Origin of the sequence: Holdemania massiliensis (genome assembly GCF_022440805.1) — a bacterium.
GTDB lineage: Bacteria > Bacillota_I > Bacilli_A > Erysipelotrichales > Erysipelotrichaceae > Holdemania > Holdemania massiliensis_A.
This window is the reverse complement of record NZ_JAKNTK010000001.1, coordinates 1,358,783-1,379,809: the sequence shown is the minus strand read 5'-3', so window position 1 is coordinate 1,379,809 and position 21,027 is coordinate 1,358,783. Positions and strand designations below refer to the sequence as shown.

Annotated in this window: 14 protein-coding genes; 1 reads left to right on the top strand and 13 read right to left on the bottom strand. The window is 36.8% G+C overall.

The features are described 5' to 3' along the window. Window position 1 precedes the first annotated feature (1 nt). From rfbA to MCG46_RS06090, 12 genes are all read right to left on the bottom strand, one after another. Entirely contained in the window at window positions 2-892 is an 891-nt protein-coding gene (gene rfbA, locus MCG46_RS06145) for a glucose-1-phosphate thymidylyltransferase RfbA (RefSeq protein WP_240278630.1), read from the bottom strand. Window positions 893-1,041: 149 nt separating this feature from the next. After that, complete coding sequence (locus tag MCG46_RS06140; RefSeq protein ID WP_240278628.1) at window positions 1,042-3,705, bottom strand: LCP family protein; 2,664 nt, start codon at window positions 3,703-3,705, stop codon at window positions 1,042-1,044. An 11-nt stretch (window positions 3,706-3,716) separates the two neighbouring features. Then, window positions 3,717-4,400 carry a hypothetical protein gene (locus tag MCG46_RS06135; protein ID WP_240278627.1) on the bottom strand — a complete coding sequence of 228 codons (684 nt, stop codon included), beginning with the start codon at window positions 4,398-4,400 and terminating at the stop codon, window positions 3,717-3,719. A 14-nt stretch (window positions 4,401-4,414) separates the two neighbouring features. Next, window positions 4,415-5,347, bottom strand: a complete 933-nt coding sequence (locus tag MCG46_RS06130) for a glycosyltransferase family 2 protein (RefSeq protein WP_240278625.1) — start codon at window positions 5,345-5,347, stop codon at window positions 4,415-4,417. A gap of 105 nt (window positions 5,348-5,452) precedes the next feature. Then, the gene (locus tag MCG46_RS06125; RefSeq protein ID WP_240278623.1) at window positions 5,453-6,415 is read right to left on the bottom strand and encodes a glycosyltransferase; all 963 of its coding nucleotides are present in this window, start codon (window positions 6,413-6,415) and stop codon (window positions 5,453-5,455) included. A gap of 140 nt (window positions 6,416-6,555) precedes the next feature. After that, window positions 6,556-8,136 carry an O-antigen ligase family protein gene (locus tag MCG46_RS06120; protein WP_240278621.1) on the bottom strand — a complete coding sequence of 527 codons (1,581 nt, stop codon included), beginning with the start codon at window positions 8,134-8,136 and terminating at the stop codon, window positions 6,556-6,558. A 3-nt stretch (window positions 8,137-8,139) separates the two neighbouring features. Further along, window positions 8,140-9,747 (bottom strand): O-antigen ligase family protein, encoded by a 1,608-nt coding sequence (locus MCG46_RS06115; protein ID WP_240278619.1) that lies wholly within the window; start codon window positions 9,745-9,747, stop codon window positions 8,140-8,142. Between the two features lie 79 nt (window positions 9,748-9,826). After that, window positions 9,827-11,350, bottom strand: coding sequence for a DUF6056 family protein (locus MCG46_RS06110; protein WP_240278610.1), 1,524 nt, complete (start codon window positions 11,348-11,350; stop codon window positions 9,827-9,829). A 13-nt stretch (window positions 11,351-11,363) separates the two neighbouring features. Next, entirely contained in the window at window positions 11,364-12,536 is a 1,173-nt protein-coding gene (locus MCG46_RS06105; RefSeq protein WP_240278608.1) for a glycosyltransferase, read from the bottom strand. Continuing rightward, window positions 12,520-13,500 carry a glycosyltransferase gene (locus MCG46_RS06100; protein WP_240278606.1) on the bottom strand — a complete coding sequence of 327 codons (981 nt, stop codon included), beginning with the start codon at window positions 13,498-13,500 and terminating at the stop codon, window positions 12,520-12,522. Before MCG46_RS06100 ends, MCG46_RS06105 begins: the two co-directional genes overlap by 17 nt. 77 nt (window positions 13,501-13,577) lie before the next feature. Further along, a complete protein-coding gene (locus tag MCG46_RS06095) occupies window positions 13,578-14,852 on the bottom strand; it encodes a hypothetical protein (RefSeq protein ID WP_240278604.1) in 1,275 nt (424 codons plus the stop codon). A gap of 37 nt (window positions 14,853-14,889) precedes the next feature. Further along, window positions 14,890-17,460 carry a YfhO family protein gene (locus tag MCG46_RS06090; RefSeq protein ID WP_240278602.1) on the bottom strand — a complete coding sequence of 857 codons (2,571 nt, stop codon included), beginning with the start codon at window positions 17,458-17,460 and terminating at the stop codon, window positions 14,890-14,892. A gap of 93 nt (window positions 17,461-17,553) precedes the next feature. On the opposite strand from MCG46_RS06090, the gene MCG46_RS06085 reads away from it, so the two are divergent. Then, on the top strand, window positions 17,554-18,876 hold the full coding sequence (locus MCG46_RS06085) for a YfhO family protein (RefSeq protein ID WP_240278600.1): 1,323 nt from the start codon (window positions 17,554-17,556) through the stop codon (window positions 18,874-18,876). Between the two features lie 349 nt (window positions 18,877-19,225). Here MCG46_RS06085 and MCG46_RS06080 read toward each other — a convergent pair whose 3' ends face one another. Further along, window positions 19,226-21,019 (bottom strand): hypothetical protein, encoded by a 1,794-nt coding sequence (locus MCG46_RS06080; protein WP_240278599.1) that lies wholly within the window; start codon window positions 21,017-21,019, stop codon window positions 19,226-19,228. Between the last annotated feature and the right edge of the window lie 8 nt (window positions 21,020-21,027).

Genomic DNA, 21,027 nt, shown 5'->3' with positions numbered 1-21,027 from the left:
TTTATTTGTTGTAACTGGTGACAAAATTCCCGGAAGCCACCGTTCTCAGATGCTCGCCATACGGTGATTTTCCATAAGAATCGGCAGACTCCAGTAGTTGTTGGGTATCAATCCAGTGATTGTAGAATGCAATTTCTTCTGGAACTGAAATCTTGATGCCTTGTACTTCTTCAATCGTTTTTACGAAATTGCTGGCCTGAGCCAAAGAGCTGATCGTGCCGGTATCTAACCAGGCAAATCCGCGACCGAAAACAACACAGTCAATTTCGCCTTTTTCCAGATATACTTTGTTCAAATCGGTGATTTCATATTCACCTCGAGCGGATGGCTTCAGATTTTTCGCGTATTCGACGACACGATTGTCATAGAAATACAGGCCAACAACGGCATAGTTCGATTTCGGATTCTCCGGCTTTTCTTCCAGAGAAAGAACTTTGCCTGTCTTGTCGAATTCTACGACACCAAAGCGTTCCGGGTCAGGAACGTATTGACCAAAGATCGTCGCCCTGCCCTTATTGTTTTTGGCTTTTTCCAGCATTTCACTGAAGTGATTGCCATGGAATATATTATCTCCCAAGATTAAGCAAACATCCTCATCGCCGATAAATTCTTCACCTAAAACGAAGGCCTGAGCCAACCCATCCGGTGAAGGCTGAACTTTATAAGATAATTGAATGCCGAACTGATTTCCATCACCCAGCAAGCGCTGAAAATTAGGCAGATCCTGTGGTGTTGAGATAATTAGAATATCCCGGATTCCTGCCAGCATCAGTGTTGACAGGGGATAATAGATCATTGGTTTATCATAGACAGGCAGCAATTGTTTTGACGTCACTTTGGTCAACGGATATAACCGTGTGCCGCTGCCTCCAGCAAGAATAATTCCTTTCATGGATTTCCTCCCAAACTCATTAATTCCTCATTATTTTAACATAGTTAGGCATTGAATGCCATGCATTCATCGAATTGTAAAAGGAGTTTAATCGTCTCTCTTTTCACAAAGAAAAGAAGACCGAGTAAATCAGCCTTCTTTACATTGAATTACTTAAAGATTTTACCAAACAGGTTGAAAAATTTATTAGGGAAGATAAAGGCGGCAGGTGGTTCGCTTGATTCTGTATTGCCATTTTCAGTTGATGGCGGTTCAGTACCAGGACACCCATCCGTCAGTTGAGGAATTGTTTCCGTATATGTGTCTCCACAACTGCAAGTATACTGAATTAAACCAGGAGCATCACAAGTTGCCGGAGTCGTTGTAGAATTATATACATGATCATGCGAGCATCCTTCTGTCAACTTCGGTATTACACGGGTTTCTGTATGTGTGGCATCTTCAATGCAAACACGTTGTTCTTCACCTTCCTCTGTGCACGTTGCTGGCTTTACAACCTTCCATTCACCCCATTTATGCTCATGCTCTCCGGAACATCCTTCAGTCAGCTTTTGAATAACTCTCTTTTCAGTATGCGTGGAGTCTTCAGTGCAGACACGTTGTTCTTCACCTTCTTCTGTGCAGGTTGCTGGTTTTACAACTTTCCATTCTCCCCAAACATGAGTATGTGTCGAGGATTTTGAATAAGTGACAGTAATGCTCACATCAGCATCCCCCATAGTTCCGCTAATCGTCGCTTTGTCTGGAGTATAACCACTGACAGATGGGCTGGAAATAGAATAAGATTCACCCTTCTTGAATTCACCTGTATAAGTAGATGGTGCCGTTCCAGTTCCATCACTGATGACATAGTTAATCGTTAATTTGTGCTTTGTAACAACTTCACAATAGCCATTGCTATTCATTTCATATCCATTGTCACAATAACATTTGCCATCATCGCCCTTCGTTGCGTTGGCAGGACATTTTGTTGAACCTTCATGTGATATTACACTGACTGTAATTTCAGTTACATTCTCTGTTTTAATTCCAGCCCGGACACTTTGAGCGATAACCATGTTTTCTGGATAGGAATCCACATATCCTTCATCGCCTTGATGAACTTTGACTACATTCACCGTAATTCCTCTGGAAGAAGCCCAAGATTGAACTTCGGATAACTGTTTACCGCTGAAGTTAAGAACTGTATCTGGCGATTCATCATGGATAATTGGTTCGGAATAGGTTTCATTGGTTAACGTCGGAGCTGTAAATACCCAGTTGGCACTGAATGAAATGGCTTTGGGTGCATCAATTTTAGAATCTAAGTTAATATTTCTTAAAATTGCATTCCGGTTATCAGTAACTGAACCTTGGTAAACACGGTAAATATAAAGATTCAGCTGCATGCTTTCATTCCATTTAGAAGAACCATAGCCTGTAACGCGGGAACCTACCATATTAATAACATTGGCATTCTTAACATAGCTGCGATTCATCTTCTTAATTGAATAGTTAAACAAGCTGATCAGCTGATCCACCGTGAAGTTTGTCGATACATTCTCACCAGCGGCATCTAAAACCTTCAGTGCTTTATTCACATCTGTTAATTTCATAGCTTCCGTCAGAATAGCCTGGATAACCTGCTGCTGATTCGCTTGACGCTGGAAATCACCATTGGCATACAGATGACGTTCACGAGCATAAGCTAACGCCTGTTCGCCATTCAATCGATTTGTTCCAGCAGGAACCCAAACAGTCATCTTTCCGCGAGCATCAGATTTTTGACCCACGAACTCATAAGGATTGGTTATGATAATGCCGCCTAAGGCATCTACCATTTCAACGACACCCGCAAAATTACTTTCAAAGTAGAAATCAACATCTACATCCATCAGATCTTCCACAGTATCAATGGTACACTGACGGCTGCGAACACGAGCATGGGTAATCTTATCTTCAGATTTTCCTGCATAACAAGCAATTGGTACATAGCTGTCACGAGCAATCGATGTTAAAGTCACCTGCATGCTGATCGGATTGAAAGAAGCCAACATTAAGGCATCGGAACGTTGTTCATCAGTACCGATAATTAAAACTGTAAACGGTTCTTTCGTGATATCTTTATCTGAACCCGATTCCGTTGTCACAGTGATATTCTTATCAAAGGTTAAGATAGCTTTAGTATTGTCCAAAAACTCACTGTAACCGTCATTGACTTCAAACATGGCAACATAGTTGCTTGGTAAAGCTGCCGCATCAATTTCACCACTGAACAATGCCATCAACATACTGTTGTAGTCATCGTATTCGTGATAGGTGACATTGATGTTTTTTGCTTCTAATTCCTTTTTCGGAAGGATATATCCGACCTGTTCCTCGGTATTGGATAAAATACCAAAGGTTTTTCCTTCCAGATCGTTAATATCATTGATTGTAAAATTACCACTTTCACTATAAACAACAAAGGAAACTTCAACTTTTTCATTTGTAGTGCCTGTGTTGATAATCTTATCAATGTTTTTATTCACACGCGTTGTTACATAGGTTAAGGCGCCGCCGGATAAAAAGGCAATCACTAATACGCCGATGGTGACATACAGGATATTCTTTTTCATCGCGTAGGCATTGTAAGCAATTAATCCGTTTAACACCAGAAGAATCACTAAGATAACAACATTAATAACAACAAAGATTGACTTGCTGAAATTACTGTAACGCGTAATGTTCAGAATGCCTAAGACCATTAAGATATCGGTCAGAATGGCAATGGCAGCCAGAACGAAGTTAATATTGGAAAGTTTACGTTTACTCATTTTATTTTGTTTCGTCATAGCTAACCTCCTTAATCATAATGATCGAAGAACTGTGCAATCTCATAGCGTCCATCGTTATCCACTACAGTGAAGTAACCCGTCTTTTGGAAACCATTCACATCTATTTTGGAACTGGATTTATAATTCCAAGTTGCCTCAATGTAATAAGCTTTATAAGTGTCCCCTGAATAATGTTCAAATTCAGCTGCATACTCGGCTTTTGTTGTTATATCAGTGACCTCTAATAAATTTTCTCTGCCATACTGACTGATATAAAGATCTAAGTCTTTATAAAATTCCCAGCGTGATTGTTCTTGGAAACTGGTGAACATCGGTCCATAGATATACTGCAGGCCACCAACTTCATAGTTTCCATCTTTATTGGTCCAAGTAAAATAATCAGCAATGAAGCAACGAACAACAGCTTCGCTGATCGCTAACTGCTCTCCAGACTTTAAAGCTTCAGTCAATTTTTTGAACTCATCCTGCTGAAACTGGGTTGGATTGTTGCCAATAACATATTGATCATTTTTCATTGATGAAGTATTTGTTTTCTCAACAACTTCCCCACTACCGGCTGATTTTTTCGTTGAAATACGGATGATATTGAATCCCATAACGGCAACGACAACTAACGATGCTGCCAGCATCATATAAATAATTTGCTTATTCTTTTTTGTTCGTTTCGCTTTCGCCTTATCTTGCTTGCTCACTAACATTCCTCCTTTTATTGTTCATATTTTTTACGGATGATGTACTTCGGACGTTTTTTAGCTTCCATGTAGGTTTTAGATAAGTATTCGCCAATAACACCTAAACTTAATAACTGAATACCTCCCAAAAACAAGATGATGACAACCATCGATGGATACCCTGCTACCGGATCGCCAATAATCAATGCTTTCCCAAAGACAAACAACATATAGAGAAAGGCAATTATGGAAACCAGAATTCCAAATATTGTTGCCATGCGCAAGGGTGCAACCGTAAAGGCAACAATTCCCTCGATGGCGTAGGCGAACAATTTCCAGAACGACCAACTCGTTTCACCAGCAACGCGTTCAACATTTTCATATTCCAAATAAATCGTCTTGTATCCAACCCAAGCAAAGATGCCCTTTGAAAAACGATGATATTCCTGCAAGGATAACACGCTGTCAACGACTGGCCGTGTCATCAGCCGGAAATCCCGGGCTCCATCTACAATTTCAACTTCTGTAAACTTGTTGATCATCTTATAGAATTGTCTGGCAAAGAAAGAACGGATTTTCGGTTCTCCCTTACGTGTTACACGCCGTGTACCCACAATGTCGACATTCTGCTCATTCATCACTGCAAACATTTTGGGTAAGTACTCAGGCGGATCCTGCAAATCAGCGTCCATTACCGTAACATAATTTCCCGTAGCACTTTCCAGACCTGCAAGCAGTGCACCTTCTTTGCCGAAGTTTCGGCTGAAATCAATGACGATGACATGCTCAGGATGAGCATCGTGGAGTTTCGTTAATTCTTCTAAGGTCTTGTCGCGGGAACCATCGTTGACAAAGATAATCTCATAATCCATTTTCATGGCGTCTACGACTTTCGTTGTTTCGCGGTAAAAGATGTTCACCGTTTCCTGTTCGTTATAACAAGGAACTACGATTGATAGCTTGTCCATATCTAACCTCCGCAAATTCACCATTTAATTATAAAGGAGAAATTCAAGAAGTACAAACAATTTCCTGAATTGTCATGATTCCTTAATATTTTAAAATCAGTGATCTTATTTTTTAAATCGATGAAATAGTTCGGAATAAAGCATAATATTCCAATTACTGACCGTTTTGAAATAGCGATTCTTCATGCCTCCCAGCGCTTTTAAATAGGGATTTTTCTTCCATTTTGGGAAGCACTCATTTAAGCGATCCCAGCCCATTTGAATCGTTGCCCGACGATCTAGTTTATCCGATATCTTCGTGCTTCTTAAGAAAGAGTTCCCTAAAAAGAACTTAATATGCAAATATTCCAATTCATCATGATATTCCTTCTCCCAACCTTGAGCTTTAAAATAGTCAGTAATGATTTCAAAAACATGAATCATATCTTTCACTTCATGGTTGTTCGTATGGGTAATCGAATTGCCTAATTGGACATAACTGACAAAAGCTTCGTCCACAAACGCCAATTTTGTGATATGTGGGGTCAAGCAGTAAAGAAAGCAAGCATCTTCATACCGATATCCTCGTGGAAACTGTAATCCTGTCTTTCTGACAAATTCAGTGCGATAGATTTTATTCCACAGTGTTGCGAATAAATGAATCATCATGTCTTTGCCAGGAGCATAAGGGCCTTCTTTTTCCAATCGTTTTTCTTCGTCATATACCCAATTGAAATTAGAGACCACTACATCGGCATTTTCCTTTTTCGCTGCAGCGACCATTTTCTCAAACATATCCAGTTCAGTATAGTCATCGCTGTCCAGAAAGCCAAAGTATTCTCCCTGAACCTGAGCTAATCCAAAATTACGGGTATCCGCAATGCCGCCGTTCGTTTTCTTAAATGGCCGAATTTGCGGATACCGTGCCGCATAGTCGTCAATAATCTGCTGACTGTTATCCTTTGTTCCATCGTTGATCACAATGATTTCGATATTCTCCAGAGTTTGATTCACCAGAGAATCCAAACATCGTGGAAGGTATTTTTCAACATTGTAGACGGGAACGATTACACTAAGAATTGGTTTCATCTCTTAACGCCTGCCTTTCAAGTCTTAATCGCTTTAGATTTTCCTTTTATTCGAACCTATTATATCATCGATCTTGGTTTACAACAATAGACCCACGATAAATCTTTCTTTGAAACAAAAGCCATGGTTTCCCATGGCAATCAATTTTCGTTCTGTTTTTGATTCAGAACAAGATTCAGCAAAATCCCGACGAGCAGCGCCATAAAGGAGGATGTTAAGAACTGATCAATCGTATGACCGCTGATATAGGATGAAACTAAGCCGCAGGCCAGAGCCATCGCATAGACTAAAACATCCAGACGCAGCATTCGCTTCCAACGAAGCAGTACTAAGACAGCGCCGAAACAAGTGACTAACAGCCATGGAAGCACGGTTAAAGCTGCCCCTGCATAGCCCATTGTATAAATCTGCTGCGCAAAATCGCGTTCTAATAAAATCGAACCATTATTAAACGTCGAATATGCCATTCCTAAAAACTTTTCCTTCCCGGAAAGCTCACTCCATTTATAGTCCATAAAGATTTTCTCAATCTGCCGGCCATTCACACGCTGCTCTAACGGCAATTCCAGAACATCAACCCAAAATTTAGGATCGGCCGTGTAATAGTACCATTCCATATAATATTGAGTTGGCACACTGGCCATCAGATTCGCCCTAATTCCATAAGCTTCAAACATGAAGCGATAATAATCGCTGGTTTTCAGTTCTGTCGTATTCTCTAATGAACTGCCTAATTCTTTACGCAGATAATCATCCTGCAGTAGGATCGCAGTATTGGCTGAATCGATACTCTGGTTCACGACTGCTGGGGAATGTGGCAAAATACAGGCGCTGACTAGCGCTGTTCCCGCGCAGAATAAGAGTACGGTTTTCTCAATCCGATTCTCCTTCATCATGAAAGATGTAAAAATATAAAGTACCAAAAAACCGAATGGAATCAATACAGTGCCGAATGTCGCAACTCGAGTAGAAAGAATGATCATCGCTAAACTATGAACTCCAATCAAAGTTCCCAATGCTATTCTTTCCTTTTTTGAAGAACTGCGTTGGAAGAAGAGATATAACAGCGGCAGCAGCATAAACATTAAAATACCTACGGTATTTCCTTCTTCAAAGAAAAATTTTGAAGCCAGCTGTCGCGGATGAATTTTGGTTGGATCCGCATAAATGCCTAAAAACCAGCTGAGAAAGGGAGCCGCTGTCATTCCTGAATAGGTAGACTCTCCAAAAACAAACAGATCCCCGAGAAAAATTGGAACTGCAGTTAAACAGGATAAACAAACGGTAACTTGTTTAATTATTCTCTCTGTCAGACGAAGGTGATAGACACAGTATACCATTCCATAAGGAATGACGAGGGTCAGCAGATAGGTTATTTCCTTAGATAATTGAAAGAAAAAGTTAGGCGTCAGATATAAATTTTTATAGATTTCTGCCCCTTGACGAATGTGCAGGACAAAATAAACAGCTAGGGCAACGCCATACAGCCCACCTAACAGCAACGTCTTCTTTTTATTTTTATCAGCAAGAAAAAAGACCCAGCAAATAGCTAACGGTATGATTAAGAATCGAATCATGGTTGACGGTCTTGGGATACCGAATTGATTCAGAAAGGGATAGATCAGATAATCCAAATCAAATACCGGCTGCATAACAAACAGAAGAAGAACAAAATATTTCATTGCTTTTTGGGATTGAAAGAACGTTTTTATTCTTGTCATTTTTTACTCCTCCCTTTCTGTTTTTCCAGCAATACCGAAGACTCGATTTAATAAAATAGCCGTGACAAAGGCCATGAACATCGTCGTGACAAACTGATCCAAGGTATGTCCGCTAAGATAAGCAGCACCTAAGCCACAGCACAGGGACGTAGCCAAAACCATAACTTCTAAATTAAGACACTTTTTCCATCTAAGTAAAACAAACACAGCTCCGACTGCTGTCAACATTAGCCAAGGTCCCGCCAGCAGAACATCGCCAAGATATCCTAACGTGTATTTCTGCTGAATAAAATCTTGTTCTAATAAAATGGAGCCATTCATAAACGGCGTATATCCCATTCCCAACAGCTTCATTTTTGCATCTGCCATTCCCCATTTCACATTCATGAAATAAGTTTGGAATTGACGTCCTGTTAGGCGCTGTTCCAAAGGGACAGTAAACAACAAATCGCTCCAAAATACAGGATCTTTCTTATAACTATACCAATCCATATAGTACATCTTCGGTATACTGGAAATAAGATTATCCTCAATGCCTGATTTTTCAAAAGCCTTTAAACAAAAATCTTCGTATTCCTGAGTTCCCGGCGTTAATTTTAAACGCCCCTTATAGGCCAAAATTCCTTTTTGCAGCAAATCATCGTCACCCCGGACTGCGTCATCACTGATAGCATCACGCTTTTGGTTTTGAATTGCTGGCGTATACGGCAAAATCAATATACTAACCAGGGATACCATTGCACTGAACAGCAATACCAATGCTTTCACCTTCTGATGCTTTAACAGCAAGCTGTCAAAGAGGTACAGTGCAAGGAAAGCGATGGGGATCAAAAAAGCCCCCAGTGAAGCTACTCGAGTTGATAAAATCAACATTGACAGACTTTGAACGAGAATCAGGATTGCCCAGGAAATTTTTTCTTTTCGCTGCTCACTTTTGGAAAAGAAATAATACATTAACGGAAGCAGCATGAATAACAGAATACCAATCGTGTTTCCTTCATCAAAAAAGAATTTACATGCTAAACGCCGTGGCTCCACAGTTTCATAAATGCCAGTAAACCAGCTAAAAAAAGGAGCGGCGGTATTGCCAAGATATGTAGACTGACCAAAAACCAGCAAATCACTGATTAAGATTGGAAACGATATCGTAGACGATAAAATCGCCGTGATCTGCTTTAACATTTTTGTATGAATACGGACTGTGGTAAAAGCCGCAATCAAACCGAAAGGAATGATTAAAGTTAAACAATAGGTCAGTTCACCAAAGAAAGAAAACTGAAAATTGGATGTCAGACGTAAAAAGGATGCTGCGTTGCGTACAACTTGAATGTGAACCAGAAAATAAACGGCAAACACGGTAATATAGAGTACGCCCAAGATCATCGTTTTTTTACGGTTCTTGCCATAGGCGTAAAAGCACCACACGATTAAAGATGGAATCAACAAAAACCGAATTAACGTGGATGGACGCGGAAGTCCAAACTGATTTAGAAATGGATAAATTAAATAATCTAAATCAATGATCGGCTGAAACGCCAGAATTAAAAGTAATATTCCTATTGCAGTTCCTTGTTTTAACCAAGGGTGCAAAAAATCTTTGATCTTTTGCATGGGTCAGCCTCCTTTGTACATTTCTGTGATATTGTATCGGTTTTCATCTCGAATGTCTAACTTTTATTTACTTTCATCGTTATTGCTTTTTATAGAAAATTAATTTTGTTGTTTCAGGCAGGCCGTAATATTCTTTAAAACTATTCTGATGATAGGTATCTCCTTCTTCGATATCTGCCGAATGAATGCTTTCTTCCGGCATTCGCGGAATCCACGCTTCATCATCTTCAGGATGTTCGCGATAGTACTGCAGAATGGATTCCCGTTCAGCTTGAACTTGAGCGACCTGCGTATAAATTCGCTTCCATGATAGACTTCGCTGCAAACACAATCCTCCACAAATAACGAGGATAATCGCAGCTTCTGCATTACTGGTTTTAATTTTGGAAGCGATCGAAGCTGTCAATAGAATAATAAAATAAACTGTATACAGTGAGCTTCGTGGACCATAAATTGGCGAAAGCAGCATCGCTAAATTACAGGTTCCTGCCATCATGACCATCATAAGCTTTTCGACCCGTTCTTCATCCTCATATAAAGTGAAGAGAATCCAGAATAGATTAGCAATATAAAGAAGATAAAACAGAGAACAGAAGATCAGTCCTCCGGTCGTTTCCAAATCACAGAAAACACTGAAAAATTCTAAATTCAGCTTCTCGACGAAGGTCGGCGAACAGCATGCCACAATGGCGATCGTTAAAATGAGCCCCTGAACAACTGCCGCCAATTTATCTTTTTTGTTCATCCAAATTCGATCAACCCAATGATGGATCAGAGCAAGAAATGTGATCAAACTCAAAATTAGCATCATATACTTATTGGCAACAAACGTGTAATTTAAGAAATGCGTCCAGTTTTGCTGAATTTGACCCATCAGCCCCAGTTCAATCCATGCCTGATTATCCCGAGCCAAGCGAAACGCCGCACCCGGCGACATCCGAATCAGAGCAAACCCAAGAATACTGACTGCTAATCCCACACCCGTCAGTTTTAAAGCATCTTTCCGTCTGAAATAAGCATATATAAGCATCAAAAGATTAAGCAAAATACTGGCTGCCGAAATGTTTTCCATAGCCAGACCAATATAGAAATTCAGAATGATCAAAACTAAATAATGGCCTGATCTAATTTTTTTGTTGGTGAATAAAAGGTTCTTCATCATCCAAATAACAAGCAAAATTAAAAACAGCGGTACAACATAGGTTGTCCCCATAATCCACGTATAAGTTTCCATTCGCAGCCGATCCGCAACTGTCAACATCATCGCTGCGATCAGAATCGCAACCGAGAAAGAATTGCGCTTTGGATTGACAATTTGATATAACAAAACATAGATGCCTGCAAACAAGGCCGGATTTAATAAATTCCACAAACCTTTATGTGGGGCTACAATAAATCCCCATAGTTCTGCAAAATAACGCCCGGACCAGGTGAAATAAAACTCCCATGCCTTGCCGAACGGATTTCCGCTCATTCCATTGACGGCATAACCCCAATCATCACCTGCCAGCGGTGTCCTGACCGTGATATAGTAAAATAAAACAAAAATAAATAAGGCTCCAACCAGCCAGCACCAGGATTTTCCTTTTCTTAATCTTTCCATACATCCGCCTCCGTTATAAAACTTCTGTAAACTTTCGGATGATTTCATCATTCGGATAATGATATCCCTGCAGCTGCTGCTTCATTTTCTGCAGCTCTTCTTTTGAACTCAAAGCTTTTAACAAGCCTTGATTTAATCCTTCTTGGCTGTTCTCTACAATCCAGCCGTAATGCGGCGCTGTAATTTGTTCGTGTACCCCTGCCACTTCTGTGGATAAAACCGGGGTTCCTGCGATAAAGGATTCATTGATCACCGTTGCAAAGCCTTCATATAACGAAGGCAAAACAAACAAGTCACAAGCTCGGATATCAGCATACGGATTTGTTTTAAAGCCAAGAAAATGAACATGCGTCAGCTTCAGTTCTTTCTGCATCTTCAATAACATTTCTTCCTGTTCGCCACCACCAATTAAGTAAAGCTCATGATCAATTCCCTGATTGATCACATATTGATGAGCTAATAATAAGCGATCTGCCGCTTTCTGAGGGTGGAAACGAATGACTGAAATAATATTGATTTTCGTCGGATCTATATCCGCTAAATCATTGGTCATCTCCATGCCCTTTTCGACTTTTTCAGTATTCATCAAATTATGTATTGTAATCACATTCTTGATTCCAAATACTTTCTTATAAGCTTCAGTCGCTTCTGCGGAATCTGCAATATTTAAATTGATTCGCTGCAGGGCTGACTTTACCAAACGCATATGATTCGCGGAATAATTGCATACGCTGTAATCGGTAAGTACCCAGTTTACTTTACGCTGACTGTTGCCATAAGCGGTGAAGATCGTACAAAAACCTTCTTTTGCCGCCATTTCCACATCATAAGTCTCACTCAGCATTTTCTTTCTTTCTTTCAGAATTTTTTTTCGGATCAGCCCGGTTTTCATATAAAGCAATAATCGCAGCTTACTGAAAAGATGGGAAAGATCACCTTTCTTCACTAATTCCTTTAATGGACTGTCCACTGCATTAAAAAACGGTGTACCTTCAATAATATTAACACCTTCTGGAACATCCTGAAGCAGCGTTCCGGTTTTATGTAACACCAGCAAATCAATTTGATAAACCTGTTGATCCAAGTTCTTCATTAATGTATTCAAAACCCGAGCGACTCCGCCCATTTCCATTTCATCATTAACAAACAAAATTTTTCGTTTTTTATGTTTATTTTGATCGGTCATAAATGCCGAGCACCGCCTTCCATTGTTTTCGCTTTAACAACGCAATAATCATTTTTTTCTTCAATCCCACCGATTTTACCATCGAATCATTTTCCCAATCCGGATAAAATTGTTTCAAATACTTCATATTTTCTTCAAGATAATATTCCCTGTTTTCAGATCGTTCAAAATCCTTTATTCGCAGCGTTGTCAAATCCAAACCATGAATAATATAGCCGTGCTTCATTTCCTGAATAAATTGATTTTTCATTTGCACATCGGAACAATGCGCTTCAATGTAATCAATCACGCGCTGGATTGCTTCGTAAATATGAAAGATTTTAGGATTGGCACTGTGGGCAATCGAACCCGTCCGCTGATAATAAACATAAAAAGGTTCATTGACTTTAACAATTCGTTCCGCATTGAAACAAATCATCGGAATTGTAGCTAAGTCTTCATACCATTTTCCAATGGGAAACTCGATATCCAAAAATAAGGATCGAGCAAACAATTTATTACAGGCACTATTGTTCATTCGAATCAGTTCTGGATGTGTTTTTATATCCGCTACCTCAAAGTCCCCGCCACTGGCCAATTCAACCCTGCCGTCATCATAGAGGTATTCCATGTCACAAACTCCAATTTGAGCTTGATTTTCCAGCATAGCTTCTAACAGCTTTTCAATCATCGCAGGCCGAATAAAATCATCACTGTCAATGAATGCAAAGTATTCTCCCTGAGCTCTTTGAATTCCATAGTTACGCGCATCGCTCAATCCACCATTTGTTTTCTGCAGCAAATGAACGCGGGAATCTTTTTCTGCCCACTTCTGCATCAAAAAATAAGATTCATCCGTTGACCCATCATCCACTAATAAAATTTCCAGATTTGAATAGGTCTGATCTACGATCGATTGAACACAACGATCCAAATACATTTGTACGTTATAAACAGGAACAATGACGCTGACTAGATGTTTCAATTTTCATCACCTTTTATAGTATACCAGAATTTAATTCGGGTTGTGAAATTTTAGAAGAAGAAATCTGTATTTCAGAGTTAACACTTCGTCCTTTTCAGTATATTGGGCATAGAAAATGCCGCACATTGAATCGCAAAGGAAGCGATAATTAATATACGATAAGTATAGAAATAATGCATAAACGAATGATTACGCAAGATTAATATCCACATCAAAGGAAATAGAACAAAACAAAGAGTAAATAAAAGTTTCTGCACAAACGCTTTCCAATCCTGAATCAAATGTGAAATTAATGCGGGAATTTTCGCAGCTAATGGAATATAAAACAACAACGCATACGGTAACCGCTGGAGTAATTCCAAGTTTTTATTAAGAACCAGACTATATGTTAGATCTAAGTTTTTGACTTCATCATTGGTTCGTAAAATAATCTGTTGGAATGCATCCAAATAAATATTTTGATGTAAAACAAGCGTAGCCACCGTCCACTTGCCAATCCACATAGCCGCATATCCGCTCAGCCATGCGCATCCAATCATGAACAACAATCCGATGGAAGATAACAGTGATCTTTGTTCCATCGTGAATATCAGTAATACCGCTGGAATGCCAGAGGTGACCAGTGGATAAGTCAGCAAGTCAAAATAATTGGTGATGATACCAATTAAAAAGAAGAAGTAGATTGCATTTTCATTTTTATTTAAACGTTCTCGAAATCGGAACAATAGAATTATCGAAAGAAGCGTAATATAAACAATAAATGAATACTGCAGGCAATACGCTGTCGCAACGGGCATCAAGAAAACAAAAGCGACCACTAAAGGAATAACCAGTCTTTTCCCACCGTGTTCACTCATGACCTTAACCGCAATCCCAAGCAGGAAGATTTGCAGAAATAAATTCAAAATTCTGAAATCTAAATAAGTCATCGCTGACAGAGCTATTTTCAAGGGCAGCAAATAGCCATGCCAATATCGTGCGTAGGCATAAGTTTGTTTTCCTTCCGTCTTTCCTTCAACAAGATCCAGGAAAGTTTGTTGCATTGTTTGATCTTCATTAAAAGAATGATGTGCAGCCACCGCATTATAAAAATGACTCTGATCACTTTCGTAGATCAAGGTATTCATCATCAAAGCGTCAGTATATAAATCCAACATCGTTGCATCATCATTTTCTATCACGCGATAGTAATCAAACTCCATTTCACTTGCAAAGACTTCAAAATTTTCCTTTAAGTTTTCTTTTATCGGCTCTACAGGAAGTGAAAAAGCGATAGTATTCAGAGCTAATCCTCCAGCTATCGCTATTAATAATATCAAGACTAAGTTCCTTATCATTTTAATTTTATCCATGACTGCCATTATAGGAAGTCTATGGTCCTAAGTCAAATTAAGATTTTCTAAACATATTCTTTTTCACTGATATCAGAATTAAAATTACCAATGCTCCTAACGAAATCCCAAATCCCACTTTTAGATAAGGTATCTCATATTTAAATTCTATATGATAGTCACCACGAGTTAATTCGAAACCTATAAATCCCAAATTCACTTTTTCGTAAGAAACCTCCTTGCCATTAACAAAAACTTTCCAGCCTTTATCATACGGAATAGATGTGAATAAATATCGCCCATCGGAAAGACTAATGTCTGCAGATATATAATCGCTGTTAAATGTGACATTTTCAAATTTTTCTTTTTGTATTTGGTGATACCATTGATCGTAACTTCCCTCATCAGGCTCAAAATAAACATCCATAAAGGCTACTACACCAGAGTTGTTTACCCCTTCAACAACTATTCTGTCTATTTCCTGAGACTCTTCTATATAAATATCTACATAATTGTATTGACTATAAGCTTGGGATTTTATTAATTCATTATCATTATATAAAGATAATGTAATTTCAGAAACTCCATAATTTACAATATATAAATTTCCATTTGACAGCGGCGCATCTAATTTTAATTCTCTGTGATCTTCATCAGGTAATTGACCAATATGGCTAAAGTTATCATTAAGTACATACTCTATATTATTACTTTGTTCAGTCACTAGATAATCTTGCATTATTTGATCTTGTATAAACACTGGCAGTGTTTTATAATAATCTTTATTAATTGTATTTTCGTAAGTCTTTCCTAGTTCAATAAAATAGGGATTTTTATAAATCGTAAAGCCAGCTTCATCATGGTATAAATACTGGTAGTGATCAGGAATCTGTGTCTCAAAATCATATGTTATCCAATACTTCGCTGACATTAAATTGTAAACTTTATTCCTTCCCATCGCCTCTGATACAAACCAATTCGATCTTGAGCGATCATAGAAATCATCTGTCTCCACATTATAAACTGTATTATAAAATGAAAAACCTGGATAATTTTTAGAGAAAGGCTCATTCGGTGTTGTTATTACAAAGGCTCCAGGAGCTCCTGGAATTTGATATGATTCTGAAGCATACAAAACGCGATAATACCCTTTATCAATGGAGTGAATATAATCGATTGCATCAGTAGTTTGCTCAGGCTGTTCAAAATAACTATGATCAATTGCATAATTGTAAGCAACAAATATTCTTCCCGAAGCAAGAGCTTCCAAAGCCAAGATCAGGATCAACACACATGATTTACGATTTTTCGAATGAAAATAAAACAGATAAAGCACAAGAAAAATAATTTCTAACAAAGAAACGAATCCAACTTCTATCATTTGCTTTCTCGGCCAATAGTGATGAAGGTACATATTTATCACAAAGCCCAGAATACACAGAATAGAGAATAATCCTGAATACAATAGCTTCCGCTTTTCAATTAACCCTGCTTCCAGTTCATCATTAATTTCAATCATTGACAAAGCACCTAAAAATAAAAACATATAAGTCCATCTTGTATCGACGGATCGCTGTAATAAATACCATAAATATTGAAAAATTAATACAAAACCTAGAAGTAAATAACAAACAAAGTAGCTGTTTCGCTTCAATTTATCCTTTACACAAAAAAGCATTGGTAAAAGCAATGGCGTAATGATTAATGCAAAAAGGCTGCAGCCTCCCCCCCATCCAATAAAATCATGAGTAAATTCTGGTATATAATAGCTAGCGTTAAATCGATCAAAAACAGGGATGAAGATTGTGCTTATAAAATAAATCAATTCATGAATTCCTATTGTATCAAACATTTTAATATTACTTCCTGTAAATCTGCTGCTATTCATGATTAAATATGCACAAGGAACTAATATAACTGCGCTTATTCCTATACCTAACAAAACATAACCAAGAAATTTAAGCGCTTCTATAATCATGCTCTTCCATAGTAAATTATTTCTGTTGATTGCAATATATCGAATTAAAGCATACAAGCATAAAAAAGGAACAAACATATATAAAAAATAGTAATTGATAATTCCTAATGCTCCTATCCCTAGAACTAAAGGTGTTATTTTGCTTTTCTTTAAATATACTTCAACAAATCCCAGAATTAAAGGATAAAATAGAAAAGCATCTAAAAACATATTATACGCGAAGTAAAAAAACATCCATCCTGAAAAAGCTATTGAGAAGCTCGCGATTAATCGAGATCTAATATTTTTCGTAATTTTGCCAGTCCAATAATAAGTTGTTAAAAATAGCAAGATTATCTTAAGCATATTTAAATTCAAAAACAAATATTTGATCAGTTCTCTTGGAAATAATAAAGTAACATAAAAAAATGGACTTGTTAAAAAATAATAAACATATGCCATTACATTACCGCCAACCCCTAATGACCATTCAAATTGCGACAATGTACCTGAATGAAATCTTTCCCATCCACCAAGGTAAAACTGATACATTTGTTCTACAGAATCGCCCGGCAATATATAAATACCTCGGTTATTAAAAAAAACATTTAGAAATATAAGAAAAACTATTATAATAACCATGACAGGTAAGAGCAATTTTTTAAATTTCATCTGCATAGCTTCCTCCACCATTTCTATCATGGACTATTATAAACCAGAATCTTCAAGAATTCCAATTTCATAACAATCAAAAGGAGTTAAATTATGAACATCATCTTACAGATTTCCAAGAAAAAGAAAATTTTAATTATTTCCGTACTTATATCTTTTTTATTTTGTGGATTATTATTTAGTTCTACTTCAATAATAAGAAGTGATGATTTAGTCTTTCATTTGAATCGGATTCGAGCTCTTGCTAACTCAATTAACAATGGAGATTTTTATCCTTATTTATTTCAAACACAAAATTTTAATTATGGCTATGCGTCACCTATTTTTTATTCAAATATCCTCTTATACCCAACTGCAATATTGAACTGTTTTCGGTTAACAATTATTCAGTCTTACAAAATTTTAATGTTATTGTGTACATTTCTTACTTGTCTTTCAATTTCTTTTTTTCTATCCGAATTCACAGGAAATATATTTTCTATTTCAGTCGGAATGTTTTTTTATATTTTTTCAGGTTATAGAATAACTGATTGCTATACAAGAGGGGCTTTAGGAGAAATTTTTGCATTTATATTTCTACCCTTAGCTTTGTATGGGATTTATAATCTATTCTATGCTAATAAAACAAAGTGGTGGCTCTTAACAATTGGATACACAGGCTTACTCTTATCTCATAATATAACTTTCTTATTAAGTTGTTTTATGTTCTTAGTATTTTTAATCATAAACTTAAGAAAAATTATTAATGATAAATCCATTTTCATCTATACCTTTATAGCAATAAGCATTTCTATTGGATTATCTGCATTTTTTCTATTTCCAATGTTAGAACAAATTAATTTGCTAACGATAACAAATAATACCCCTCTAAATACCTTAGTTTTGAATTTTTCAGATATCCTGGGTATAGCCAACAAAACATACATATTTACACCAAGTTTAATTTTAATTCTTATACCATTATTTCATTTCAAGAACCTTAGTAAAAACTCCTTTTTCAAACACACCTATTTCTTAGGTATTATCACAATTGTTCTTGCAATGATTCCCACCCTATGGAAAATACAAGCTTTTGCTGTAATTCAATTTCCTTGGCGATTACTTATATTATCATGTATTCTTTTGATCCCTGCTTTTTTAAACACTTTTGATCATTATAAGATAAGTTTTAAAGGCATACTTATATTATTAGAACTAGTTTGCGTTATTTATTGGCTAAATTGTCAAATAGCATTACCTATATTATCGGTTACCGAAGATTCTCAATTAAACATAGATAAATTAGTAACAACATTTGGAGATAGTGTAAATTTTAACTCGAGTGAATTAGCGCATGCCGAATACTTACCTAATAAAGAATTCAACTATCGATTCAACACGCGAAAAATAAATACAAACCCTTTGCCAAAGAGTTAAATTGGTTTTTCTGAATCGTACAATAAGTTGACTTTCACATCAATTTCAACTACTGAAGAAACTACTTATATCATTCCATTAACTTATTACAAAGGTTATGAAGTAAAAATAAATGATTTAACATTATACCCATACCCTGATTCGGAAAATGGTTTTGTCACTTTCGTTCTTAGCAATGAACAATCTGGCAAAGAAGTTGAAGTTATATATAAAAGCACAAAGATTCAGAGATTAAGTTTTCTAATTTCCTCTTTGACTTTCCTTTGCTTCATAATATATTTGATAAAAACCAAGTATAACCTAAAATCAAAAAATAGAATTTAGAACTTAACAATATGTACAAATAATCTTATTCTGGTAATAAAGAAAACTCGTAAAGCTCCGGATTCTGTGGATAAAATTTACGATACCGTTCACTAACAACCCTACGCACTGAATTAGGAACCTGTTCTATTCTCTGATAGATATTAACATGAACATCATTATCCAATTCGTATTCTCTAACGATGCGATAGTATGGACCAGACTCCTCAGAATTCAGCATAAATTCAGCCAAAATACTAACACATTTTTGATTTTCCTCACCGAATTGAAGCTGAATTGGATCAGCAACAACAATATAGTAATATTGGAAGAAATCCTCCGGAATTCCGTCTCGATAATCATAAGCATCAGCCACTAATAAATTAGCTACCCCTTCATTCTTTTCCGGAAAAAATGCATTTCTTAGCATGTCATCATTAAACAATACAGAATTAGACAACACATAAACATATTCATACTCACCTGGAGTTTTATCTAAAAAATCAGCCATATTACGAATTTGATCTAAATCGTTGCGAATTCGTAAATCGGGAAAAGGCGCCGATATTAACACATTGAGCTTATCTAAAATCTGATCTGCTTTTTGATTCTTCCCAAACAAAACTGTTTTTGAAAAATTCACAGTCAGCAGGCATGCAGAAGACACTAAGAGCACCATGCTAGTTTTAGCGGAGAACCTGTCAACAATTTTTTGTAATCCTATCAGCATGAGGATTATGACCGGACCATTAATAATGTAATAATGATGGGATCCAAAGCTCTGAACACGATTAAATAAAATGATTGCCACCAAAGTCTGAATAATACATAAAATAGTAATAAGCCGATGTTTTTTCGACTTTATACCATAGACCACGCCTGGAATCAACAAAAGAATTAAAAGCCAGCCATAAAATTGAATGAACCAACCAATGATATAGGCTGCACCTCCAACTTTGGCTACAGAATAGGCTTCCGCATAATTATAGGTTGTAATTGTCCTAAAGAGTGGGAAAAATAAAGTTAACAGAATAGTTAAAGGAATTAATCCGCAAACAAGCATATTCAAAAACTGTACTTTGATTTTTTCTTTGGTCAAAGCATGATCAATTCCTTCACGAATTAAATAAGCTAAGGTATAAGCCACATAGAAACCTACAATCCAATAAGCAAACCACCGCCTTACTAAGAGTAAGATGATCATGGATAATCCGATAAATATATTATTTCTCCAGCTAAACTTTTCTAAACCATCCGCATAGACTAATAATAATACACTTGTAATAAAAGGTAAGCCTGCACTTCCTATGTAACCAAAAACCATCGAATAAAGATTACCTGCAAACGTTGCAATTAACATTCCTAAAAAAACCTTCTTCACGGTCAATTTATTCTTTTCAATAATCATTAAACTAAAAATATATAAAATAAGATTAGCTGGAAGTATAAAACTATTAAACATTGCGAGTATAAATCGCGGATAAGTATTTCCCAATAATTGTGTTGGAAAATATAAAAACCACTCAGGCAAAAACGAATACTCTGAATAATTCAAAGAAAACCAAAGATTATCCATAGCCTCTTTAACACTGCGATTCATCATCTGGTTAAACTCTACAGATTTACGCCAAAATCCCCCAAAATCCCAATAAGCAATAAATTGTTCTTGTCGCAAATGAAAAAACAGCAAAATATTAATGACTAAGAAATTAAAAATTAAAAAAACTAAAATTGACTTTTTATTTTCTTGTATCGTTCTTTTAATGCTTTTATTGTTCCATAAAGTCGCAGCAATAATAAACAGCAACACAGGATATAACCCGCCAACCAAGTATTTCATTAGCTTAC